The 23,414-nt window shown below is 37.8% G+C and carries 22 protein-coding genes, 1 tRNA gene and 1 other annotated feature; of the genes, 12 read left to right on the forward strand and 11 right to left on the reverse strand.

From position 1 onward, the window contains the following. Nucleotides 1-41 precede the first annotated feature (41 nt). From EZY12_07550 to EZY12_07560, 3 genes are all read right to left on the reverse strand, one after another. Entirely contained in the window at nt 42-908 is an 867-nt protein-coding gene (locus tag EZY12_07550; GenBank protein QSX69461.1) for a tetratricopeptide repeat protein, read from the reverse strand. A gap of 1,492 nt (nt 909-2,400) precedes the next feature. Further along, a complete protein-coding gene (locus EZY12_07555; GenBank protein ID QSX69462.1) occupies nt 2,401-3,828 on the reverse strand; it encodes a HAMP domain-containing histidine kinase in 1,428 nt (475 codons plus the stop codon). 62 nt (nt 3,829-3,890) lie between these two features. Continuing rightward, the gene (locus tag EZY12_07560; protein ID QSX69463.1) at nt 3,891-4,463 is read right to left on the reverse strand and encodes a hypothetical protein; all 573 of its coding nucleotides are present in this window, start codon (nt 4,461-4,463) and stop codon (nt 3,891-3,893) included. 122 nt (nt 4,464-4,585) lie between these two features. On the opposite strand from EZY12_07560, the gene ppk1 reads away from it, so the two are divergent. Continuing rightward, nucleotides 4,586-6,751 carry a polyphosphate kinase 1 gene (gene ppk1 / locus EZY12_07565; GenBank protein QSX69464.1) on the forward strand — a complete coding sequence of 722 codons (2,166 nt, stop codon included), beginning with the start codon at nt 4,586-4,588 and terminating at the stop codon, nt 6,749-6,751. Nucleotides 6,752-7,151: 400 nt separating this feature from the next. Beyond that, complete coding sequence (locus tag EZY12_07570; protein ID QSX69465.1) at nt 7,152-7,574, forward strand: response regulator transcription factor; 423 nt, start codon at nt 7,152-7,154, stop codon at nt 7,572-7,574. 171 nt (nt 7,575-7,745) lie between these two features. On the opposite strand, the gene EZY12_07575 is transcribed toward EZY12_07570, so the two are convergent. Beyond that, complete coding sequence (locus tag EZY12_07575; GenBank protein ID QSX69466.1) at nt 7,746-7,928, reverse strand: hypothetical protein; 183 nt, start codon at nt 7,926-7,928, stop codon at nt 7,746-7,748. A 137-nt stretch (nt 7,929-8,065) separates the two neighbouring features. On the opposite strand from EZY12_07575, the gene EZY12_07580 reads away from it, so the two are divergent. Further along, nucleotides 8,066-8,611: a DUF2854 domain-containing protein gene (locus tag EZY12_07580; GenBank protein ID QSX69467.1), complete on the forward strand. Its 546-nt coding sequence runs from the start codon at nt 8,066-8,068 to the stop codon at nt 8,609-8,611. 166 nt (nt 8,612-8,777) lie between these two features. Here the strand turns inward: EZY12_07580 and hflX are convergent, their stop codons facing one another. Next, entirely contained in the window at nt 8,778-10,514 is a 1,737-nt protein-coding gene (gene hflX / locus EZY12_07585; GenBank protein ID QSX70565.1) for a GTPase HflX, read from the reverse strand. Between the two features lie 86 nt (nt 10,515-10,600). Between hflX and EZY12_07590 the strand changes: the two genes are divergently transcribed. The 9 genes from EZY12_07590 (at nt 10,601) to rplL (ending at nt 15,069) form a co-directional block, all read left to right on the forward strand. Then, nucleotides 10,601-10,747, forward strand: coding sequence for a hypothetical protein (locus EZY12_07590; protein QSX69468.1), 147 nt, complete (start codon nt 10,601-10,603; stop codon nt 10,745-10,747). Between the two features lie 64 nt (nt 10,748-10,811). After that, nucleotides 10,812-11,174 carry a 50S ribosomal protein L19 gene (gene rplS, locus EZY12_07595; GenBank protein ID QSX69469.1) on the forward strand — a complete coding sequence of 121 codons (363 nt, stop codon included), beginning with the start codon at nt 10,812-10,814 and terminating at the stop codon, nt 11,172-11,174. Nucleotides 11,175-11,324: 150 nt separating this feature from the next. After that, nucleotides 11,325-11,397 (forward strand) — tRNA-Trp (locus EZY12_07600). 186 nt (nt 11,398-11,583) lie between these two features. Further along, nucleotides 11,584-11,805, forward strand: coding sequence for a preprotein translocase subunit SecE (gene secE, locus EZY12_07605; protein ID QSX69470.1), 222 nt, complete (start codon nt 11,584-11,586; stop codon nt 11,803-11,805). Continuing rightward, nucleotides 11,805-12,437: a transcription termination/antitermination protein NusG gene (gene nusG / locus EZY12_07610; GenBank protein ID QSX69471.1), complete on the forward strand. Its 633-nt coding sequence runs from the start codon at nt 11,805-11,807 to the stop codon at nt 12,435-12,437. Before secE ends, nusG begins: the two co-directional genes overlap by 1 nt. A gap of 6 nt (nt 12,438-12,443) precedes the next feature. Beyond that, nucleotides 12,444-12,869, forward strand: a complete 426-nt coding sequence (gene rplK, locus EZY12_07615; protein ID QSX69472.1) for a 50S ribosomal protein L11 — start codon at nt 12,444-12,446, stop codon at nt 12,867-12,869. A gap of 112 nt (nt 12,870-12,981) precedes the next feature. Then, entirely contained in the window at nt 12,982-13,698 is a 717-nt protein-coding gene (gene rplA, locus EZY12_07620) for a 50S ribosomal protein L1 (protein ID QSX69473.1), read from the forward strand. Nucleotides 13,699-13,752: 54 nt separating this feature from the next. Further along, nucleotides 13,753-13,910: a sequence feature (ribosomal protein L10 leader region), on the forward strand. Between the two features lie 126 nt (nt 13,911-14,036). Beyond that, the gene (locus EZY12_07625; GenBank protein QSX69474.1) at nt 14,037-14,606 is read left to right on the forward strand and encodes a 50S ribosomal protein L10; all 570 of its coding nucleotides are present in this window, start codon (nt 14,037-14,039) and stop codon (nt 14,604-14,606) included. A 76-nt stretch (nt 14,607-14,682) separates the two neighbouring features. Then, entirely contained in the window at nt 14,683-15,069 is a 387-nt protein-coding gene (gene rplL, locus EZY12_07630; protein ID QSX69475.1) for a 50S ribosomal protein L7/L12, read from the forward strand. Nucleotides 15,070-15,180: 111 nt separating this feature from the next. On the opposite strand, the gene EZY12_07635 is transcribed toward rplL, so the two are convergent. From EZY12_07635 to mgtE, 6 genes are all read right to left on the reverse strand, one after another. After that, a complete protein-coding gene (locus EZY12_07635; protein QSX70566.1) occupies nt 15,181-16,704 on the reverse strand; it encodes an NAD(P)H-hydrate dehydratase in 1,524 nt (507 codons plus the stop codon). 680 nt (nt 16,705-17,384) lie between these two features. Continuing rightward, nucleotides 17,385-18,026 (reverse strand): hypothetical protein, encoded by a 642-nt coding sequence (locus tag EZY12_07640; GenBank protein ID QSX69476.1) that lies wholly within the window; start codon nt 18,024-18,026, stop codon nt 17,385-17,387. Between the two features lie 103 nt (nt 18,027-18,129). After that, complete coding sequence (locus EZY12_07645; protein QSX69477.1) at nt 18,130-19,122, reverse strand: pentapeptide repeat-containing protein; 993 nt, start codon at nt 19,120-19,122, stop codon at nt 18,130-18,132. Nucleotides 19,123-19,206: 84 nt separating this feature from the next. Further along, a complete protein-coding gene (locus EZY12_07650) occupies nt 19,207-20,229 on the reverse strand; it encodes a hypothetical protein (GenBank protein QSX69478.1) in 1,023 nt (340 codons plus the stop codon). A 306-nt stretch (nt 20,230-20,535) separates the two neighbouring features. Continuing rightward, nucleotides 20,536-21,543, reverse strand: a complete 1,008-nt coding sequence (locus tag EZY12_07655) for an aspartate carbamoyltransferase catalytic subunit (GenBank protein ID QSX69479.1) — start codon at nt 21,541-21,543, stop codon at nt 20,536-20,538. Nucleotides 21,544-21,979: 436 nt separating this feature from the next. Next, entirely contained in the window at nt 21,980-23,329 is a 1,350-nt protein-coding gene (gene mgtE / locus EZY12_07660; GenBank protein QSX69480.1) for a magnesium transporter, read from the reverse strand. Between the last annotated feature and the right edge of the window lie 85 nt (nt 23,330-23,414).

Below are 23,414 nucleotides of genomic sequence, written 5' to 3' on the forward strand. Positions count from 1 at the left end.
ATTAAATCTAAAATCTAAAATCTAAAATCTAAAATTCCCTTTTATGGTGTTGGTATTTCCTCCCGTGGTTGTGAGGCTAATTTAATTTCCGGTAATTCTAAGAATTTTTTGGTGTCTGAAAGTAGGCGTTTCCCCCAAAGGTTTTCTTTGAGAAAATTTAAATCGGCATAACGGGAATCTATGCGGAGTGCAGATACTCCCATTTGTAAACTTTTTTGTTTATCGCCCCGATTATAGGAAGCTACAGCTAGGGCTAATAAAGGTTCTGCGGCTTTTTTATCAATACCAACTGCTGTTTGCCATTGCTGAATTGCGCCGGGAACATCACCTTCTTCGTACTTAATTAAGCCAATATTATTAATTGCTGGCCAAAACTTTTTATCTTGGTTGACTGCCAAATTAAATTGAGCGATCGCATCTGGGAATTTATTTAGCATATAGTAAGCATTACCCAAATCAAACAACCCCCCAGAATAATTGGGTTTTAATTTCAAACCCCGTTGATAATGGGTGATAGCTCCTTGGTAATCTTTTTTTTGAAACTTAGCTGAACCTAACGCAAACTGCACTTCCGGATTTTTAGGATTGAGGGTTTGGGCTTTGCTCAAGGAGGTAACAGCCTGATCAAATTCTTGATTTTGTAAATGTAAACTCCCCAGCAGCCACCAGACTTTATCATTCTGCGGGGCTAGTTTGCTCGCTAACCGCGCTCTGATTAAAGCTGGTTCAACCTGTTGAAACTGAGCTAACTGAGCCGCTTCCTGTGCTAAACCCAATCCCTGTTTCTCTAACTGAGCATTATCAATTTGCACGGTATGAGGGATGAATGCCTGAGCCTGAGCAGCTTTCGGCAAACTCCATAAACTACAGGCAACTACAATGGAAATTAACTGAATATGTTTTGGCACACTACCACTTCCTAGTCTGAATATTAAAATCTTATAGCTAACTTAACGCTATCAGATAGCTTAACAAAATCAGAGAGATTGGTCATTAGTCATTAGTCATTAGTCATTAGTCATTAGTCATTAGTCATTAGTCATTAGTCATTAGTCATTAGTCATTAGTCATTAGTCATTAGTCATTAGTCATAAAAATCACATAAATCAAACAAATCATAGTTCAGACTTGATTAGTCATAAGAATCACATAAATCAAACAAATCATAGTTCAGACTTGATTAGTCATAAAAATCACATAAATCAAACAAATCATAGTTCAGACTTGATTAGTCATAAGAATCACATAAATCAAACAAATCATAGTTCAGACTTGATTAGTCATAAAAATCACATAAATCAAACAAATCATAGTTCAGACTTGATTAGTCATAAGAATCACATAAATCAAACAAATCATAGTTCAGACTTGATTAGTCATAAAAATCACATAAATCAAACAAATCATAGTTCAGACTTGATTAGTCATAAGAATCACATAAATCAAACAAATCATAGTTCAGACTTGATTAGTCATAAGAATCACATAAATCAAACAAATCATAGTTCAGACTTGATTAGTCATAAGAATCACATAAATCAAACAAATCATAGTTCAGACTTGATTAGTCATAAGAATCACATAAATCATAGTTCAGACCTGATTAGTCATAAGAATCACATAAATCAAACAAATCATAGTTCAGACTTGATTAGTCATAAGAATCACATAAATCAAACAAATCATAGTTCAGACCTGATTAGTCATAAAAATCACATAAATCAAACAAATCATAGTTCAGACCTGATTAGTCATAAAAATCACATAAATCAAACAAATCATAGTTCAGACTTGATTAGTCATAAAAATCACATAAATCAAACAAATCATAGTTCAGACTTGATTAGTCATAAAAATCACATAAATCAAACAAATCATAGTTCAGACTTGATTAGTCATAAGAATCACATAAATCAAACAAATCATAGTTCAGACTTGATTAGTCATAAGAATCACATAAATCAAACAAATCATAGTTCAGACCTGATTAGTCATAAAAATCACATAAATCAAACAAATCATAGTTCAGACCTGATTAGTCATAAGAATCACATAAATCAAACAAATCATAGTTCAGACTTGATTAGTCATAAAAATCACATAAATCAAACAAATCATAGTTCAGACCTGATTAGTCATAAGAATCACATAAATCAAACAAATCATAGTTCAGACTTGATTAGTCATAAGAATCACATAAATCAAACAAATCATAGTTCAGACTTGATTAGTCATAAGAATCACATAAATCATAGTTCAGACCTGATTAGTCATAAGAATCACATAAATCAAACAAATCATAGTTCAGACCTGATTAGTCATAAGAATCACATAAATCAAACAAATCATAGTTCAGACTTGATTAGTCATAAGAATCACATAAATCAAACAAATCATAGTTCAGACTTGATTATTATTTGGGGGTAAAATGGGTAGAGTTACCGTGAAAGTAGTACCTTCTCCCAGATTACTGGCCACTTGAATTTGTCCTTGATGATGTTCGATAATGGCTTGAGTGATCGCTAATCCTAATCCTGAACCAGTAGTTTTAGCAGTAGCCGTTTTCTCAGTTCTATGCGTTCGTGCTGGATCAACTCGATAAAAGCGGTCAAATAATTTTGGTAGCGCGTCCGTAGGAATACCAATTCCTGTATCACTGACCTTTATTTGTAAATGAGAACTAGTATAACGCATTCCTGTAACTCGATTTATCCCCTCTATTCTTTCTAACTCCACTTTTATTACTCCCTGTGCTGGAGTATATTGCAAAGCATTACCAATTAAATTTGTAAATAATCTGACTAATTGCTCCCAATTCCCCGTGAGAGTAAACCAGTTTTCTAGTAATTCGGGATTAACTGCCGTTAAAGGAGAATCAACTAAATTCAAAACCAGATTAATTTGTTTTTCTCTAGCTACAAATTGTTGTTCTTCGACAACTTCCATCAATAAAGCATCAAGAGGACAAGAGGAAAATAAATCCATGCTTATGCCGCTATCTTGTCTAGCTAAAAATAGCAAATCATTAACTAACTTTCCTAATCTTTGGGTTAATCTTTCTATAACTTTTAATTGTTGTTTATATTCAATTGCATTTTTTTCTTCTTCTGCATCTAAATCAGCTAAGGCAATTTGGACATTAGTTTGAATTAAAGCAATAGGACTTCTTAATTCATGGGAAGCATCAGCAGTAAATTGTTTCAAGCGTTGGTAAGATTCCCCCACTGGTTCCATTGCCTTTCCAGATAAAAACCAACCACTATACGCTACAGCCAATACCATCAAACTAATGCCTAAAGCCAAATCAAAAATTAATTCTCGGCTGGGTTTTGTCACCTCAAACCAAGGATGACTCACTCGCAAATATCCTAAAACCTGCCTGCCTATTTCTATCCTTTTCGTAACTTGTCTAAATAACTGTGCAGATTCTCCCCATCCTCCTATTCCCTCTATTCGCACAGTTTCACCTGTATGATAGGTATGAATAGGAATATCTAATATTTGCGAAAAAGTTGACCACATTAATTGACCATTAGGACTAAACCACTCTAAATCAATGCGATCATCTTCAGCATTTTCTGCATTATTAGGAAAACTAGCTTTTACATTTACTCGCAGTTGATTAGGTTGTAAATTTATAGGTTCAATTACTAAAGAACGCTCGACAACTTCCACCACATGATATAATGTATCGTCAATTCTCTCAATTAATGTACTGCGAACATACAAATACACGCCACTAGCAAATAATAATAATAAAATTGCAGTTATGGCAGTGTACCAAATTGCTAAATGGCGACGAGTTGCTTGAAATAGATAGATAGACATAAAATCAATTTACACTCTTGATATAAAATTTCCTGTTCCTGATTTTTTTTAATTTTTAATTCCTATATTTTCCGTTTAATGCCATAACTTTCTTCCACAAAAATAGCCATACTACCATCGCATAAAGGAAATGTACTTCCAGGAATAATTTTGCCAGTCTTCCATATTTCTATGATTTCCGCTTTTCTTATTGAGAATTCTGCTTCTTTACCTTCATCCTCATATCTTCCCTTTTCCCATTCCAGGAATTGTTTAAGATTATGTGGACTGAAAAAGATTTTTTCCCACTCTTCTGGTTCACCTTCAGCGCATAACCAACCACATTGCCAATCATCATCATCCAGTAGCGGAAACCATACAAGCTTACGCATCAACATCCCATTTAGTCTATGTTCATATACAAATCCATCAATTGAGGTATCACCGTAGATAAAAATAATCTCGTCGAGTTGTTGTGATTTAGCTTCAGTAAGGGATGCTTGTCCTAAAAGTACCTCATCTTCTGGAGGTTCGTCATCTTTGGTAAAATTACACATCAACCAAGATGAGTCTGCAATGGGTACTATCTTACTAAATACTGCTTGAGCGACTGTAATATCTTTAGTGTGGATAAAATAGGCTGAGTATGATTTCATATTAATTACTTGACATAAAGTACACAATATTATGAGATATATCTTGGGTAAAAAAGTTCACTAGCAATTAAGATATTTATATTCATGCTCTATGGGCAATATCTGCCTTAATCTAGGTGATCATGCCGAAACCAAAAAAGAATTCTGCTTCCATGAATTTGAGTGATCCACAATACTACATCAACCGTGAGTTAAGTTGGCTAGAATTTAATCATCGGGTGTTGCATGAAGCTTGTGATCCCAGAACTCCTCTGTTGGAAAGGCTGAAATTCTTGGCCATTTTTAGTTCTAATCTGGATGAGTTTTTTATGGTGCGAGTGGCAGGTTTAAAACAACAGGTAGAAGCCACTGTTAATTTATTAACTCCCGATGGCCGCACACCACAACAACAACTAGATCATATTCGTCTGCAACTAATTCCCCAACTCAAAAAACTTAACGCCGAATTTGAGGACATTCTTCAACCACTGTTAGTACAACAGGGAATCTATATTCTGGATTACATAGAACTAAATCAAAAACAGCGGAGTTACTTAGATAACTATTTTGAAGAACAGGTTTTTCCGGTTCTGACTCCCCTTGCTGTTGATCCTAGTCATCCCTTTCCCCACATTTCTAATCTCAGTTTAAATCTAGCAGTAGTGGTAAAAAATCCCGATACAGAAGAAGAGTTTTTTGCCAGAGTCAAGGTTCCTCAAGTTTTACCAAGATTTTTGCCTTTACCCCCAGAGTTGAGAATGCAAGACAATGGTAAAACTGCTAACTGGACAGGGATTCCTTTAGAACAAGCGATCGCTCATAACCTAGAATCTCTATTCCCAGGGATGAATATTCAAGAATATCACCCCTTCCGCATTACCCGTGACGCTGATTTGGAATTAGAAGAAGACGAAGCAGATGATCTGTTATTAGCCATTGAACAGGAACTTCGCAAACGTCGCATGGGTGGGAATACCGTCAGGTTAGAAATTCGCTCCCAAACCCCTCAATCAGTTCGTTCCCGTCTCTTAGAAGATTTGGGATTAACCGAAAGCGATATTTATGAAGTTGATGGTCTTTTGGCACTGCGGGATTTAATGTATTTTCTGGCACTACCATTACCAGAACTTAAAGATTCCCCACGTCAATCCGTCGTTCCTTCCCGCTTACAACGACTACGAGAACCGAATATTGATGCTGATGTTCTCGAACCAGAAGAAGGAAAAGACTTTTTTTCCGTCATTCGCGAAAAAGATTTGCTGGTACATCATCCCTATCAATCCTTCTCTGGTACAGTGGTACGCTTTATTACTAGTGCCGCCCATGATCCCAATGTCCTAGCCATCAAAATGACTCTCTACCGGACTTCTGGAGACTCACCCATAGTTAATGCTTTAATTGCTGCGGCTGAAAATGGGAAACAAGTTTCCGTATTAGTGGAATTAAAAGCCCGATTTGATGAAGAAAATAACATTTATTGGGCAAGGCGTTTAGAAAGAGTTGGGGTTCATGTTGTCTATGGTTTAGTCGGTTTAAAAACCCATAGCAAAATTGTCTTAGTAGTGCGACGGGAAAAAGACAGAATGCGCCGTTATGTACACATTGGGACTGGGAATTACAACCAGAAAACCGCACGACTCTATACAGATTTAGGCTTATTTAGTTGTCGAGAAGAATTAGGTGCAGATTTAACAGATGTATTTAATTTTTTAACAGGCTACTCTCGCCAAAAATCCTATCGAGAAATTATGGTAGCACCTGTGAATATGCGCGATCGCTTTCTGGAATTAATCTACCGGGAAATTGAAAATGCCCATAATGGATTTTCTGGCCGCATTGTTGCCAAAATGAACGCCCTAGTTGATCCACAAATCATTTTTGCTTTATACGAAGCATCTCGGGCTGGAGTCAAAATTGACCTGATTATTCGCGGGATATGTTGTTTACGTCCCGGACTACCAAATCTTAGCGACAATATTCGCGTTATCAGCATTATTGGCCGCTTTTTGGAACATTCCCGCATATATTACTTCTACAACAATAGTCAAGAAGAAATATATATTGGCAGTGCTGACTGGATGCGTCGCAATTTAGATCGCCGAGTCGAAGTAATTACCCCCATTAAAGACCAAGAAATTGCTAAAGATCTACAAGAGATATTAGGAATTATGTTGGCAGATAATCGTCATGCTTGGGACTTACAATCTGATGGTAGTTATATCCAAAGATGCCCCGGTGAAAACTGTCCAGAAGCTAATTCTCAAAAAACTATTATGGCTATGACTTTACGCTCTGCTGGCATAAATTAAACTCTCATTAGTTGCAGCAAAGGTGAATAATAATCTTAAATTTTCATAGCGCAGGCGTGGCTTTAGCTCATAAGCAAAAGCCTCTGGTAGCCCATCCTTACCCTTTCAACAAAAATGTTTCCAAAGGGTAGGGGAGTCTATGGAGTAATATCACCATATTTGAATTTACATACCATTTTGCGGTGATAACTAACATATGTTGAAGATGATCCACTATGTGAATATGCCAGTTTCCTAAGTTGCGAATCTATTATGCCAACACTATGCAAAAAAACCATTTTAAAATGCGATTTTCGCATGAATATCAGCTTTTTATGACTAAAATTCATCCATAAGATAGAGTGAATTATTCAACTTATACTCATAAACTATAAGAATTGCTACTTATTCTTTTTCTGGAATGTTAATGTTGTCCCATGATTCTTCTAAGTTGCGTGTTCTTGTAGTTGATGATCATGAACTCACTCGTTTAAGCCTACAACTAGTTTTTTCTGTTCAAGAAAATATTCACGTTGTCGGGTTAGCTAGTAATGGTCAAGAAGCTATAGAAATGGTTCAATTCTATCAACCTGACGTGATCATTCTCGATTTACAAATGCCAATTATGGATGGTTGGTCAGCATCTAATTACATCAAAGCTATATCCCCAACTACTCAGATTTTGGCTTATTCATCCGTAGATGAATCATCATTTCAGCACAACAAAACTGAGCATCACTTTGATAAAGTTTGCACAAAAGATATTCCTACCAAAGAACTCATTGCTTTAGTCAGACAATTAGGGAACAGACGGGAATATTCTGCATTTCCAGAAGCAGGGTAGCGTTCTGCTTAATAATAAATTTATGTATCAGTGGTAAAATACCTGTTTTGTAATTGCTCTGTGATTAAAATTAGTACCGCATTTACCTGTAATATACCGTATCAATTCACAGGTAATTGATAATTACAATTATCAATTACCAGCCTCAATTTAGATAACTAACAACTTAAGTTAATTATTTCCTGCTTCGGGAATAGTCCGTTTAAACTCATCAATTAAATCATCTAACTCTTCCAAAGCTTGATTGACATCAACTCTTAAAGTCCCTAAGCTGGGTTGTTCTAATAAACTCAGCAACCGTTCACGTTTACCTTTGACAGTGGTAATTCGGTCTTTAATTATCTGAATATCCATTTTTTTGCTTCCAGTTTTGAAACACTTCAAATCTAAAGTTAACGCAAAAAGGAAAAATCTCAATATTCTCTTTCCCAATATGGCACTAATCAGCGATGATAATAAAAGATGAAAATAAATTATACTAATATTAAATTATGCTCGGCAAAATTTCTTTGGGAACACTTGGTCTAACAATAGGGAGTATACTGACCATCACAGGTTTTGTTGCCTACTTTGCGGATAACGCTACCCTCAATCTAGTGGGATTTTTTTATGGTTTTCCCCTGTTACTGGGAGGTTTAGCCCTGAAAGCTAATGAACTTAAACCCATACCCTTCAGCCAAACTACCACGCCACCAATCCTAGAACTCAGAAAGCAACAAGCAACCGTTACACAAAATAAAATCCGCAAGGACATCACACGCAACTGTTATGGACAAAAAGCTCATCTAGATATAGCACTTGCTTTTCTGGGTTTAAGTCCCACTGACGAAGAAAGACCAATAGTCAAAGGTTTGCGAGAAACCGAAATTAATGGAGCTTATACCTTAATTCTAGAATTTGATTCACCACTAATCACTTTTGATACTTGGCAACAAAAGCACGAAAAAATGACCAAATATTTTGGTCCCAATGTAGAAGTGAGCATTGAACAACCCAGTGAAGATTATATTGAACTGACTTTGATGAAACAAGAATAGGAGTCACCGAGTCAGGAGTCACCGAGTCAGGAGTCAGGAGAAAGAAGGAGAAAGAAGGAGAAAGAAGGAGAAAGAAGGAGAAAGAAGGAGGAGGAAGGAGAGAAAAGAATACCTAAATTTCTTTCCTAACCCCAGATTCTTGTTCCTGCTCCTGCTTCTCTATACCCTAATCATCACCAACAGCGTACTGAATTAATAGAGATAAACGCTGACGCAAAGTTTCCAGTCCTAAACGCTGACTAGCAGAAATAAACACTGCTAAAGGAAACTCTTCTCTAGCCAAAGCCAGTGTTTCACTATTAACTTGATCAATTTTATTAAAAGCAACTAACGCCGGTCCTGGTGTAATCGGCATTTGCGCGAGTATGTCCCGAACTGAGCGAATATGACTTAACCAAGCAGGATGAGATAAATCTACCAAATGCAGCAAGGCATCCGCTTCTGTAACCTCTTCCAAAGTTGCCCGGAAGGCATCCATTAAAGATGCAGGTAACTCATGGATGAAACCTACAGTATCCGTCATTAGAGTTTCCTGGGGTGCGCCCGTCTCCGCATGAGGAAGTGTTAAGCGTCGGGTTGTGGGGTCAAGAGTGGCAAACAGTTGGTCAGCCGTGTATACTTCGGAATTGGTGAGGGCGTTAAGTAAAGTAGATTTACCAGCGTTGGTATAACCCACCAAGGCCACCGAAGGAACTTCTTGATGTTGTCGGCGTTGACGTAATCGGCAACGATGCGCTTGCAATTGATTAACTTCGTGTTGCAGTCGAGAAATCCGTTTTTGAATACCTCGGCGTTCTGTTTCTAGTTTGGTTTCACCCGGTCCCCTTGTCCCAATACCACCCCCTAATCTGGACATGGATTGACCTCTGCCAGTCAGTCGTGGCAGCAGATACCCTAGCTGTGCTAGTTCTACCTGTAATTTACCTGCACCAGATTGAGCGCGTTGGGCAAAGATATCTAAAATTACTTCGGTGCGGTCAACGACTCTGACACCAATTTGCGCCTCTAAATTGCGGACTTGGGAAGGTGAAAGATCACGATCAAACACTACCAAGTTTGCGCCTAAAGTTTGCGCCGTTAGGGCAACTTCTTGGACTTTACCTTCACCAATAACTGTTTGGGGATGAATGCGCGATCGCTTTTGTTGTAATATTTGTAATACAACACCTCCAGCCGTATCCACTAACCGGCTCAATTCCACCATGATATCTTGGAATTGTTGCTGATTGGTATTTTCCGTTAATACCCCAACAAGTAGTACCCGATCATGATCATCATCTACTGCTTGAGCTATATATTCCCGACTAAATTCCTCTTCTAAACCTGCCACTAAGTCTAGAAAATCCTGATCGGCTAAAGCATCTAAACTCAGAGGTGGTGATATGTGGGAATATATTCCGGCCTCTGGAATACTAATACCAGAGGATTGAGTAGCAACTAACTGTCTATTATTGGCTACCAGATGCGCTAAATAAGCTTCTTTCACGTATCCAGTTGAACCACCACCACGCTTGGTAAATCCTCCCCCAGTAATATTTAAAACTACTAAGACATCCAACCTTTGTAAAGCCATCGCTGTCAATGCTGACTCATGCGGTGGTTCTGATTTGAGGTTGGTGGATAAACAACGAATACCGCTCAGACGTTCTGCACCATAACGAGGCAGTTCTAGAGGCGGAATTTGAGTTTGACGCGGATTACCTACACCTACCCGAATCACTTGTCCGCGACGGTTAATGTAAGTACAAACAGGCTGATTAATTTCCGTACTAATTGCTGCCAGACGTTGAGCAAACTCAGTTGTAGTAATGCAATCACCCGATATGCGTTGGTGGTACAGTCGCTGGAGTTGTTTTAGCTGACTGGACTTTAAACCTTGAACATTGCCAAAGATAGTCTCTATAGGCGTTTATGACCAGTTACCTGGTTCCCCCTTAATCCTTACACTGTCTATTTTACAACAGTAATTGGTCAGTTGTCAGTTGTCAGTTGTCAGTTGTCAGTTGTCAGTTGTTAGTTGTTAGTTGTCAGTTGTTAGTTGTCAGTTGTCAGTTGTCAGTTGTCAGTTGTCAGTTGTTAGGTAAAAGGTTTTGGAAACTTGTAAATAATTTTTATTTAAATAATGGAAATTTTTAAACTCTCAGGCAATTATGGATTTATAATAGACGATTGTGAGTTTTTTCAAAAAAGATAAAGAGTAATGAACGCGCAAGAGATTATCCGCTCAATTGAAGCGGAACAGATGAAATCTGATTTACCCGATATCTATGTCGGTGACACAGTTAAGGTAGGAGTCAAAATTCAGGAAGGCACTAAATTCCGTGTGCAACCTTACGAAGGTGTAGTTATAGCTAGACGCAATGGCGGCATTAACGAAACTATCACAGTCCGTAAAGTTTTCCAAGGTGTGGGTGTGGAACGAGTATTTTTACTCCATTCTCCTCTAGTTGAAAGCATTAAAGTATTGCGTCGTGGTAAAGTTAGACGGGCTAAACTGTACTATCTCCGCGATCTAGTTGGTAAGGCAACCCGGATTAAACAAAGATTTGACCGCCCTCTGTAATTGCCAATGGTGAATTAACAGATAAAACCCAGTCTGCAAGCGGCATCCGCCGCTAACTTGCCAAAAGAAAAAAAATAAGTTACAATCAGAGTCGAAATTGTGTTAGAATAAAAAAAGTTCAGCGCAATGACTGTAACGAGAAAAGCTTGTGCGCTCTTAGTTCAGTTGGTAGAACGCAGGTCTCCAAAACCTGATGTCGGGGGTTCAAGTCCTCCAGGGCGCGCTAAAAAAGAAAAATATTGCCCGAAGCAATAACGTCACTGCCAAAACAGCAGAAAGCGTTAATTATTTCGGGTATAATTTTTTTAACATATAGCTTTACTATTACTAGTTAATTGAGGCCGAAGCTGTAAACCTTGAAAATAAAATCACAAGGTTGGGCTATTTAAGAAACGGGGGTATAACGACTGTGGCCAAAAAAAATGAAGCAGAAATGCCAGAAACCGAAAATGGGTTTAACTTAAACAATTTTTTCCAAGGAACAAAGGAAGAACTTGAGAAAGTAATTTGGCCCAGTCGGAAACAGTTGGTGAGTGAATCAGCCGCTGTACTATTAATGGTTACACTCTCCGCATCTTTGATATATTTGGTCGATGGATTGTTCGCTTGGGCAGCAAAACAGGTGTTCTGATGACTTCTGCAACAGACGAACCGCGCAACTCCGAGTTGCAGTTAGAGGAAACACTCTTAACAGCGATAAAAGAAACACGCTGGTATGCAGTGCAAGTAGCCTCTGGCTGTGAGAAACGGGTAAAGACAAATTTAGAGCAACGAATCCAAACTTTTGATGTCGCTGACAAAATCATCCAAGTGGAAATTCCCCACACTCCAACGGTGAAAATCCGTAAGGATGGTAAACGTCTACCTTCAGAAGAAAAGGTTTTTCCTGGTTATGTGTTAGTACGAATGGTGATGAGTGATGATACATGGCAGGTGGTAAGAAACACCTCTCACGTCATTAACTTTGTGGGCGCAGAGCAAAAACGTGGAAGCGGTAGAGGCCGTGGCCACGTCAAGCCAGTTCCCCTGAATCCTTCGGAAGTTGAACGCATATTCAAGCAAACCATGGAACAAGAGCCAGTAGTCATAATTGATATGGCTACAGGTGATAAGATAGTTGTGCTTTCTGGTCCATTTAAGGATTTTGAAGGCGAGGTGATTGAAGTTTCCCCAGAACGGAGTAAACTAAAAGCTCTACTCTCAATCTTTGGACGAGATACACCAGTAGAATTGGAATTTAATCAGGTTAAAAAACAGAGCTAAATACAAATGGCGAAGAAAGTAGTAGCGGTCATTAAGTTGGCCCTGAATGCTGGGAAAGCCAACCCAGCACCGCCAGTTGGTCCTGCACTGGGTCAACATGGTGTTAATATCATGATGTTCTGCAAAGAGTACAACGCCAAAACAGCAGACCAAGCTGGAATGGTAATACCTGTAGAAATTTCTGTTTATGAAGATAGAAGTTTTACATTTGTCCTCAAAACTCCACCAGCATCAGTGTTGATTCGCAAGGCAGCGAAGATTGAAAAAGGCTCAAATGAACCCAACAAAACCAAAGTTGGTAGCATTAGCAGAACGCAATTACGCGAAATTGCTCAAACCAAGCTTCCTGACCTCAACGCTAATGATATTGATGCAGCCATGAATATCGTGGAAGGAACTGCTAAAAATATGGGCGTAACTATCACAGAATAGGTGACAGGTGACAGGTGACAGTAAAAATAACAACTGAAGACTGACAACTGAGCATTAACTAAAAAATTATCGGGGGAGAAGCACAGCTTCGAGATCACCCCAGGAGAAAAAAATGGCAAAAAAAGTATCACGCCGCTTACAGGCGTTGCTAGAAAAAGTAGAAGATCGGGATTATACACCCTTAGAAGCATTAGCTCTGTTAAAAGAAACAGCAACCGCTAAATTTCCCGAAGCTGCTGAAGCTCACATCCGTTTAGGAATTGACCCTAAATATACAGACCAACAATTGCGGACAACAGTAGCACTACCCAAAGGTACAGGACAGATAATTCGGGTAGCGGTTATCGCTAGAGGCGAAAAAGTCACAGAAGCAACTAATGCTGGTGCTGATTTGGCTGGTTCAGAAGAACTAATTGACCAGATTCAGAAAGGTTTCATGGACTTTGATAAGCTGATTGCTACACCAGATGTGATGCCACAGGTAGCAAAGCTGGGTAAATTACTCGGTCCACGGGGTTTGATGCCTTCACCTAAGGGGGGAACAGTGACATTTGATGTTGCTAGTGCGATCGCTGAATTCAAAGCTGGTAAATTAGAATATCGGGCTGATCGAACTGGGATTGTCCATGTTATGTTTGGTAAGACTGCTTTTTCACCTGAAGATTTATTAATAAACCTGAAGGCATTACAAGAGTCAGTTGACCGTAACCGTCCTTCAGGCGCTAAAGGTCGTTATTGGCGGTCATTGTATATTTCCTCAACAATGGGTCCATCAATTGCCATTGACATCAGCGCCCTACGGGATTTAAAACTGACTGACGCTGCATAATTTGGTAATGGGTAATTGGTAATAGATGAATATCATCAATAATTAGCAAAGACCAAAATTAAATAAGCAAAGCCGGAGACAGCAGGTGCTATGCGAATAGCTTAATACCCTGCCGAGGTTGTAATTTTAACCGCCTGAAGTTTGATAACTGCGGCTTTAAAAATACTACTTTGAAACCCTGGCTAAGATAGCTGGGGTTAAGTTTTTTCCGGGTGTCAGCAAAAAGGTGACAGCTGACAGGTGACAGGAAATAGAGTAAAAATTCTCAACTGACAACTGACAACTGACAACTGACAACCGACAACTAAGATGATTTTGCCCTTGGAGGTGAGATAAGTATGGGAAGAACGTTAGAAAACAAAAAAGAAATAGTTGCTGACCTTAAGGTTTCTTTGAGTGAATCAACTTTAGCTCTGGTAATTGATTATCAGGGGCTAACAGTTGCTGAAATCACAGATTTGCGTCGGCAACTCCGTCCTAGTGGTGCTATCTGTAAGGTGACAAAAAACACCTTTATGGGCATTGCGATTAAGGATCAGGAACAATGGCAGCCAATGTCAGAATTACTTAACGGTTCTTCGGCATTTCTGCTAGTTAAAGAAGATTTATCTGCGATTAAAGCTTACCAAGCATTCCAAAAAGCCACCAAGAAATCAGAAATTCGCGGTGGTGTTATGGAAGGTCGTGTCCTGAGTGAAGCTGATGTCAAGGCTCTAGGAGACTTGCCATCTAAGGAACAACTCATGGCTCAAATTGCTGGTGCTATCAACGCTCTGGCTACCAAGCTGGCTGTTGGTATCAACGAAGTTCCCACTTCCTTGGCTCGCGCTTTGCAAGCTGTCGCTGAAAAAGAAAATAGCGATAGTTCTGAAAGTGCTGCTGAGTCAGCGGTAGTCAGTGAAGAGTAATCACTGACAAGTAACAACTAACCCTCACGGGTTTTTTTAACCCAAACAAATCAAAAATTCTTTAGGAGTTATATCCATGTCTGCTGCAACCGAAACAATTTTAGAACAATTAAAATCTCTGAGTTTATTAGAAGCTTCTGAATTAGTTAAGCAAATCGAAGAAGCTTTTGGTGTTAGTGCTGCTCCTGCTGCTGGTGGCATGATGATGATGGCTGCTCCTGGTGCTGTTGCTGAAGCTGTAGAAGAAAAGGTCGAATTTGATGCAATTTTGGACTCTGTACCCGCAGACAAGAAGATTGCTGTCCTCAAAATCGTCCGTGAAATCACAGGTTTAGGTCTGAAAGAAGCTAAAGATTTAGTAGAAGCTGCTCCTAAAGCTATTAAGGAAGCTGTAACTAAGGATGCTGCTGAAGATATCAAGAAGCGTGTTGAAGAAGCTGGTGGTAAGGTAACAGTTAAGTAATTGGTAATTGGTAACTGGTAATTGGTAATTGGTAATTGGTAATTGGTAATTATTACCCTTTACCTTTTACCTTTTGCCTTTTGCCTTTTGCCTTTTGCCTTTTGCCTTTTTTTATCGCTTCAAGACTGGTAATAAATATTGTGTCAGTGTAAAAGCATCAACTCCTAATTCTGTTCTCGCTTGTGCTGCTAAAATTCCTGCTTGGGAATGCCACCAAGCCGCAGTTGCGACTATATCTTCTATAAAAATTTCTTTATTCATAATTTGCGCTAATAGTCCACCCAATAACCCAGTTAATACATCACCGCTGCCTCCACGGGCTAGGGCTGGGGTACTTTCGGGATTTATCCAAACACTACTACCTTGAGGATTAGATATAGCTGTTCTTGCCCCTTTTAATAGGACTACAGCCCCACTTTCTTGGGCTGCTGTTTGTACGGCTTTGATTCTATCTGTGTAGGCAATATTCGGAAATAGCCGCTGAAATTCTCCTGTATGGGGTGTGAGGACGGTGGCTGATTTTCGTGGTTTTAATGTGGGGATAGTGCCTATTTGTGCCAAGATATTTAAAGCGTCAGCATCAAGAACTAGAGGACATTCACATTTAATTATTTGGGGAAGCAGAGAAATACTATCTTTAGTTAAACCCGGTCCGCAGGCAATTGTGGTAAATGAATTTATATCTATATTTTCTGGTAATTGTAAATTAGCAATTGCTCCTGTTTCGGTTTCGGGACAACCAATAATTAACGCTTCTGGTAAATGGGAAACTAACAACATTCTCAGAGATTCGGGGACAGCGATTGATAACATTCCTATACCAGAAGCTCGCGCACCTAAACCTGTTAAAATTGCTCCACCGGCATAACGTTGAGAACCACAAATTAATAATAAATGTCCTTGTTTGTATTTATGGGTAATGAGAGGACGAGGTAAAGGTAAGGTTGATAATGCTGTTGTTTTAGTAATGCGTTTGATTTGGGGAATATTACCGATAACAGCATGAATATCTGCTAAGGGAATATCAAAGTCAATTAATTCGGCTTTACCAATATAAGGTAATGCTTGTTCTTGTAATAAACCTTGTTTCCATAAACCCAAGCAAAATGTATAATTTGCCTGAATAGCTGTTCCTAAAACTTCTCCTGTATCTGTATGCAAACCTGAAGGTATATCAATACTAATAATGGGCTGATTTCTAGCATTAAAATGATTAATTGCCGCAGCTACAGAATCAGTAATTTCTCTTTCTAAACCAAATCCAAATAAACCATCAATTAGAAAATCACTATTTGGTAATTGGGAAATTTCTTGATAACAGGGAATCCCTAAACTTACTGCATATTGAAAATGTTGGGAAGTTAATTCTTTCAATTTAGAAAAAGGTTGATAAATCCAAACTTCATAACCATGAAAATGCAATTCACGGGCTATTACTAAGGCATCTCCTCCATTATGACCAGGACCGACTAATATTCCTACACATTGTTCTGGGGTAATAAGAGCTTGTAAGCGTTGGGAAATTAATCCTCCTACTTTTTCCATTAAAGCAGCTACAGGCATTCCTGCATTAAATATTCGGGTTTCTATTTCCCGCATTTGGGCTGCGGTAACAATAAATTGTTCTTTAGTCATTGCTTTAGTTGTCATAAAAAGTCTGAACTATGATTTGCGTGATTCATTTGATGAAGATGATTAATTAATCTGAACTATGATTTGCGTGATTCATTTGATGAAGATGATTAATTAATCTGAACTATGATTTGCGTGATTCATTTGATGAAGATGATTAATTAATCTGAACTATGATTTGCGTGATTCATTTGATGAAGATGATTAATTAATCTGAACTATGATTTGCGTGATTCATTTGATGAGGATGATTAATTAATCTGAACTATGATTTGTGTGATTCATTTGATGAAGATGATTAATTAATCTGAACTATGATTTGTGTGATTCATTTGATGAAGATGATTAATTAATCTGAACTATGATTTGTGTGATTCATTTGATGAAGATGATTAATTAATCTGAACTATGATTTGTGTGATTCATTTGATGAAGATGATTAATTAATCTGAACTATGATTTATCTGATTCATTTGATGAGGATGATTAATTAATCTGAACTATGATTTGCGTGATTCATTTGATGAAGATGATTAATTAATCTGAACTATGATTTATCTGATTAATTTGATGAAGATGATTAATTAATCTGAACTATGATTTATCTGATTAATTTGATGAAGATGATTAATTAATTTGTTAAAGCAATTAATCATCTTCATCACAAAAATCATAGTTTAGAATTATTTTCCATAATAAACTCTGGCATTACCGTAACCTAGATTTTTCAAATAGCTATTCGATTGTTCTGCTTCTAAGCGATCGCTAAATGGTCCTACAGCTATGTGCGCTCCTAGTGGTTGAGTTCTCCTAAATACATTAATATTGATGCTAATTTTCTGGCGAATTTCTGTACCGAAGGAACGTAAATTATTAGCATTACTAGGAATAACTACATAGTAGGAATTTCTTTTTTCCTCTTGATAGTTATTTGGATAGTTTTGCGTATTGTATCCAGAATAATTAGGTATTAATTCTATGTTTTCAGAATTAACAATGCGAGCGCCAATAATACTATTAAATTCCAATTCTTTTACCCGTTGTTGAGCATTAGATTGTCCATTGAAAACGCCAGATTGGATCACTTTACGTCCATTATAATTGCGGATATAGGCATTAGGTTCAACTTGCCGAACTCGCTGCAAAAGTTGTAAATTACTGCTATCAACATAAACAAAATATCGATCAAAATTTTGGTTGTATTGACTATTATTGGGTATTTGAGCCTGAACTGGACTATATTCACATACAAACATCCAACTTCCACTTATCAGCAAGGAAAGTATGGATAAAGAGGTAAAATGGCTGACTTTTAAAGTAGGCATATTTGTTACCAGTTTTTGTAAAATTTTTTGGTTTAATTCCAATGGGATAGAATAATTGAAAAGAGCATTGAATTCAGGAAATTACTCATAAATCTCCTGATTTTTAATAGCCACTTGTCCCGTCAGGCATTACTGTGTTATCTAAATTTGCACCCGTGAGATTTGTCGTACTAATTTCTGCTCTGAGCAGATTTGCATTGGTTAAATTAGCATTGGTAAGGTCTGTCATAGCAAGAATTGCATCTATTAATTGTGCTTCAGTGAGATCAACTTCACGCAGATTAGCTCGAGTCAAATTAGCTCTACTCAGTCTAGCAAAACTGAGGTTGGCTCGATTCATATTGGCTTTAATCAGTGTAGCCTGTGCCATAAGCGCACCATGCAAGTTAGCGCCTATCAATTCAGCTTCATTCAAATTTGAATTTGCCAGTCTAGCATTGATTAAGTTAGCACCATTCAAATTAGCACCCTCCAGATTAGTCTCAATTAAAGTAGCATTTTGTAAAATTGCCCCACTGAGATTAGCACCACTCAGATCCACACTATGTAGCATAGCTTCACTTAAATTAGCACCACTTAGATTTGCATTAGCTAAGTTTGCACCCGTTAAATTAGCACCTCGCAAATCAGCCTTATGCAGGTTAGCACTCTTGAGAGTGGAAGAATAGACTCTTTTTTCTTCTCGCAAGTTAGCACCACGGAGGCAAGCACCTGTTAGGTTAGCACTACTCAAATCACTACCACGGAGATCAGCACCCATTAAGTTCGCATCCTGCAAATGTGCCAAAGTTAAATTAGCATTACGCAAATCAGCACTTTGTAAAGTTGCACCATGCAAATCAGCATCATGCAAGTTGGCATTTTGCAACTTTGCTTGAGTTAGGTTTGCACCACGGAGATTTGCACGAGTTAGATTTGCATTATTAAGAATCGCCTGATTTAGATAGGTAAAAGTTAAGATAGCATTAGACAAATTTGCCTGATCCAAACCTATACCAATTAAATCTGCATCAAATAAATTTACCCCATTTAACCTTGCGTTGATAAATGTTGTTTCTCCATTTGCATATCGTTTCAGAAGTTCTTTAGCATCCATATTTTTCTCTCAATTATTGTTACAAATTTATCTGAAATTAAAACTAGTCAAAGACCGCCTTCATTATTTGTTATTACCTATATCTTAAGTAGGTGGTACTGTAATTTGACAGGTATTATTGTCATCATCATCATCTGCATCATCAGTTTCAGTTTGTGCAGATTGATAGTTAAACTTATTTGGTTGCCTAGTTTCTTTAGATAAAGAACTGTTAGGTGGTTTATATGAATTGACGTTAGTTGATATCTCACTATATAAAACTCGCATAACTCGGATGATGACACCTGCTGATTGAATATTTTTATCTGGGTTACCTAAAGAAATTACAGCATTATTGATTTTAGATTCAAGCTCTCTGATAGTTGAACAAGAATTAAATAATAGCTGTAATAAACTATCAAGTTCTTCTGTCTTAAGTTTCAACCAGTCTTCTTCACTGAACGTAAATTTCCTATAAAGTGCAGAAAATAAAATTATTTTAACTCTCACTGGATTAGCAAATCTCATCAGATTTTGCCGTAAATCAAATTGATTATATTGAGATTTTTTTAAACTGGTTGAAGTTTTTGTTGGGATATTTGATGATCTTTGTTCAGGACTATAAAATATAGGGATATTTTCATGAGGTGGATTTAATATTATTCCTGTTTGTTCTTCTTGATGAGGTGGATTTAATATTATTCCTGTTTGTTCTTCTTGATGAGATGTATTTAATATTATTCCTGTTTGTTCTTCTTGATGAGATGTATTTAATATTATTCCTGTTTGTTCTTCTTGGTGAGGTGGATTTAATATTATTCCTGTCTTTTCTTCAGAGGTTAGATATAATTTTTGTATTTCTTTGACAATGATCCTGGCAATTATGGAGTATTGTTTTGGTTTACTAAGATGTTTAACAGCCATAGATAAACTTGAGGTTAAGTCATCTATTGTGGGATTTAAACTAGATAATTCTTGAATTAATTCTTGTAATTTAAATCTATCTAGCGTATCTTGATCATTTTCCCACTCATTTTTACAAGCAAAGAATATTAATTTTTTAATCCGTTGTGCGTTTTCGTGCTGTTCTAAATATTTCGCTATTTCATCAAAACTAGATAGAGTCATTATCAGTATATCTCCGGTATAAGTATCTAATAGTAGAAGTAGTAATAAATTATAGCTAGACTAGCACACTGTTGGGTAGTAAAAGTTGTATATAAGTTTATAAAAAGATGTAAAGCAAGAGTAAATGGGTAAAACTGAACACGAAAATCCTCTAAAATTTCACTATTTATAATATAGCAATTCAATAGAATTAAATCTTGTACTCTCGCTTCCAGTTTCCATTTATAAAATAGTATTTATGCTTAGACGCATTATCAAGATTAAACATTACGTTCAAGGATGTAATTACTACACTATGACGATTAATTAAGCCCTACCACTACCAATAAAATACAAAAGTGCCATTCGTACTGCTACACCGCTAGTTACCTGAGATTGAATTAAGCTGAATTCAGGATCATCCATTAAATCAGAACTAATTTCTACACCCCGATTCACTGGACCTGGATGCAATACTTTAACATTAGGGTTACAGAATTTTAACTTGGCGCGAGTAATGCCAAATAGTTGATGATATTCTCTTAAACTAGGTAATAAATGGGCAGTCATGCGTTCTTTTTGCAAGCGCAATGTCATAACAAAATCAGCATTTTCTAAAGCTGGTTCTAGTTGCCAATGAGTAAATAATCGTTGAGATATCAAGTTTTTTGGATCTGTACATCCTAAATATTCAGCGAAGAACTTAGGTAATAAAGTCGGTGGTGCTGCTAGATGAACTTCTGCACCACTAGCGATTAAACTCCAAATATTAGAACGGGCAACACGAGAATGTAAAATATCGCCAACAATGGCAATTTTTTTACCTTGTAATAATTCAATTCTTGGTTGTGATGGGTCAATTAAACTACAAATTGTAAATAAATCTAGTAATCCTTGAGATGGATGTTCATGTTGTCCATCACCAGCATTGAGGACGCTAACTTTTACACCTAAACGATCCATTTCTTGCGCGATCGCTTGCGGAACTCCTGCATCCCTATGGCGGACTACCATAATATCAGTTCCCATTGCCAAATAAGTTTTTGCTGTGTCAAGAATTGTTTCTCCCTTTGTCATGGAAGATGTAGCCGCAGCAAAATTGAGAGTATCTGCACTTAACCTTTTTGCAGCTATTTCAAAACTACTGCGAGTCCGTGTTGAAGGTTCAAAAAATAAATTTGCTACTACCTGTCCCTGTAATGTGGGGACTTTCTTTGTCCGTCGTGATAGTACCTCTTGAAAGGAGGCAGCAGTTTGTAAAACGGCGTTATATTCATTGCTGGTAAAATCTGATAATGAAAGAATATGATGACGATTCCAAGTAGTTGTAGGCATAAGGAGCTATTTGATTTACAGTATTACCCGGTAAGCGTAAAGCTCAGTCACAAAGCGTGCTGAGATATAAGCGACACGGGCGAAAATATTTAGCCTAACTCATTAACTGGCAACAGTAGATGTGATAGGATGTAGATGATTATAGAATTTAAGTATAACTAAACGACGTAAAAACTTAACTTATTTGGTTGAGTGCGTAGTCATACCTAACGGTATTGCAGTTTAGGAAAGCTAAATTTGGTCAAAAATGAAATGCAAAAATCGAAAATCGAGTCCGGTAGGGATACGGTCATTAACGCTTTAGGAGAATCGACCTCTGTTTTTGTTGGAGTAATCCAGCAATTGTAAGTTGGCTCGTTGATTAAAGAATCTCAGTCACAAAGCGTGCTGAGAGTGTCAATAGCCAAAAAATTCACAAAGTTTAACTCTCAATATCTCAAGGTTGTAAATGAAACACCTTCAAAGCAAAAGAAATCATACTGAGGAATGTTAAAAAACCAATTGTATCTAGCATTGTTGTCACTAGTGGACCACTCATTAAAGCCGGATCTAGTTTGAGATGCTTTAAACCCATTGGTAACAAAGTTCCTAAAGTAACAGCCACCATTGTATTAGTAGCCATAACTGCCCCTGCTATTAAAGCCACCCATCTTTCTTGGGGTTTAGCCCAAATCAGGGAAAGGGCAACCATTGTCATCCCTAAAGCTACGGCTGTTCCTAAACCTGCTAAAAGTTCTTTGCGGAGAATTTTGCCAGTGTCTTCAGGTGTGACTTCCCCTACACCTAAACCGCGAATAGTTACGGTTAAAGCTTGGATACCTACAGTGCCACCTGTGTTAGAAAATATGGGCATAATCACGGCGAGAACTGGTACAGCAGCGATGACTTGTTGAAAGGGAGCGATCGCACAGGCAGCACCAATATACAATCCCATAATCCCCAGTAACCAAGGCAAGCGTTTGCGAATGGTCATTAGTGGGGAAGATAAAGCTTCTTCGTCACCACTGACCCCTGCCAATTTTTGGATATCTTCTGTAGCTTCTTCTTCTAAAATATCTACTACATCATCAATCGTAATAATACCAACTAATCTATCTTCTCTATCAACTACAGGCATAGCGATTAAATCGTAACGCTGCATAATCCGGGCGACTTCTTCCTGTGGGGTTTCTGTCTTGACTTTGACGACGTGGGGACTGGCAATATCCTTAATTAAAACATCGGGAAAGGTAAATAATAGCTGACGCAAAGAAACAACACTGACTAATTTACGATTATCGTCAGTAACATAGGCGTAGTAAATTGTTTCCTTATCTTCATCTTGCAAGCGGATTTTACTGAGGGCTTCACCAACAGTTAATCCGCGTCGTAAGCGGACATATTCAGTCGTCATTACCCGTCCCGCAGTCCCTTCGGGATAGCCGAGAATCGTTGCTGTGGCTTGTCTTTGTTCAGGACTGAGTTGTTGTAATAGGCGTTTGACTACTCCCGCTGGTAGTTCGTCAAATAATTCTGCCCGTTCGTCGGGACTCATTTCTTCTACGAGATCAACTACCTGGGCATCATGGAGGGAATTTATGAGGTCTTCCTGTACTTCTGTGGGTAAATATTCAAATACATCTATGGCCTGATCTTTATTGAGTAATCGGAAAGCGATCGCTCTTTGTTTTTCAGGCAATTGTGTAATATATTCCCCTACATCTACGGGCTGTAGACAGTTCAAATCACATTTAAGCTGATTCAAGTCAGCAATATCTAAGGAATTGCGAATTTCCTGTGTAAGCATAATAGAAATCTCCTAAAGTCTCCCCCGCGCTGAGAGACTGCCTCACCAGCTTAGAGGAGGGTAATACTGCCATCTGTTGGACTTT

It is taken from the genome of Dolichospermum sp. DET69 (assembly GCA_017355425.1).
Lineage (GTDB): Bacteria > Cyanobacteriota > Cyanobacteriia > Cyanobacteriales > Nostocaceae > Dolichospermum.

Bases quoted from the DNA above. Each gene is read 5' to 3' on its own strand.
- rplS (QSX69469.1), top strand. From the start codon at position 10,812: ATGAACGCGCAAGAGATTATCCGCTCAATTGAAGCGGAACAGATGAAA.
- EZY12_07570 (QSX69465.1), top strand. From the start codon at position 7,152: ATGTTAATGTTGTCCCATGATTCTTCTAAGTTGCGTGTTCTTGTAGTT.
- rplA (QSX69473.1), top strand. From the start codon at position 12,982: ATGGCAAAAAAAGTATCACGCCGCTTACAGGCGTTGCTAGAAAAAGTA.
- EZY12_07555 (QSX69462.1), bottom strand. From the start codon at position 3,828: ATGTCTATCTATCTATTTCAAGCAACTCGTCGCCATTTAGCAATTTGG.
- EZY12_07575 (QSX69466.1), bottom strand. From the start codon at position 7,928: ATGGATATTCAGATAATTAAAGACCGAATTACCACTGTCAAAGGTAAA.
- rplL (QSX69475.1), top strand. From the start codon at position 14,683: ATGTCTGCTGCAACCGAAACAATTTTAGAACAATTAAAATCTCTGAGT.
- EZY12_07580 (QSX69467.1), top strand. From the start codon at position 8,066: ATGCTCGGCAAAATTTCTTTGGGAACACTTGGTCTAACAATAGGGAGT.
- EZY12_07640 (QSX69476.1), bottom strand. From the start codon at position 18,026: ATGCCTACTTTAAAAGTCAGCCATTTTACCTCTTTATCCATACTTTCC.
- EZY12_07650 (QSX69478.1), bottom strand. From the start codon at position 20,229: ATGACTCTATCTAGTTTTGATGAAATAGCGAAATATTTAGAACAGCAC.
- EZY12_07645 (QSX69477.1), bottom strand. From the start codon at position 19,122: ATGGATGCTAAAGAACTTCTGAAACGATATGCAAATGGAGAAACAACA.
- mgtE (QSX69480.1), bottom strand. From the start codon at position 23,329: ATGCTTACACAGGAAATTCGCAATTCCTTAGATATTGCTGACTTGAAT.
- EZY12_07625 (QSX69474.1), top strand. From the start codon at position 14,037: ATGGGAAGAACGTTAGAAAACAAAAAAGAAATAGTTGCTGACCTTAAG.
- ppk1 (QSX69464.1), top strand. From the start codon at position 4,586: ATGCCGAAACCAAAAAAGAATTCTGCTTCCATGAATTTGAGTGATCCA.
- EZY12_07560 (QSX69463.1), bottom strand. From the start codon at position 4,463: ATGAAATCATACTCAGCCTATTTTATCCACACTAAAGATATTACAGTC.
- nusG (QSX69471.1), top strand. From the start codon at position 11,805: ATGACTTCTGCAACAGACGAACCGCGCAACTCCGAGTTGCAGTTAGAG.
- EZY12_07655 (QSX69479.1), bottom strand. From the start codon at position 21,543: ATGCCTACAACTACTTGGAATCGTCATCATATTCTTTCATTATCAGAT.
- rplK (QSX69472.1), top strand. From the start codon at position 12,444: ATGGCGAAGAAAGTAGTAGCGGTCATTAAGTTGGCCCTGAATGCTGGG.
- EZY12_07635 (QSX70566.1), bottom strand. From the start codon at position 16,704: ATGACTAAAGAACAATTTATTGTTACCGCAGCCCAAATGCGGGAAATA.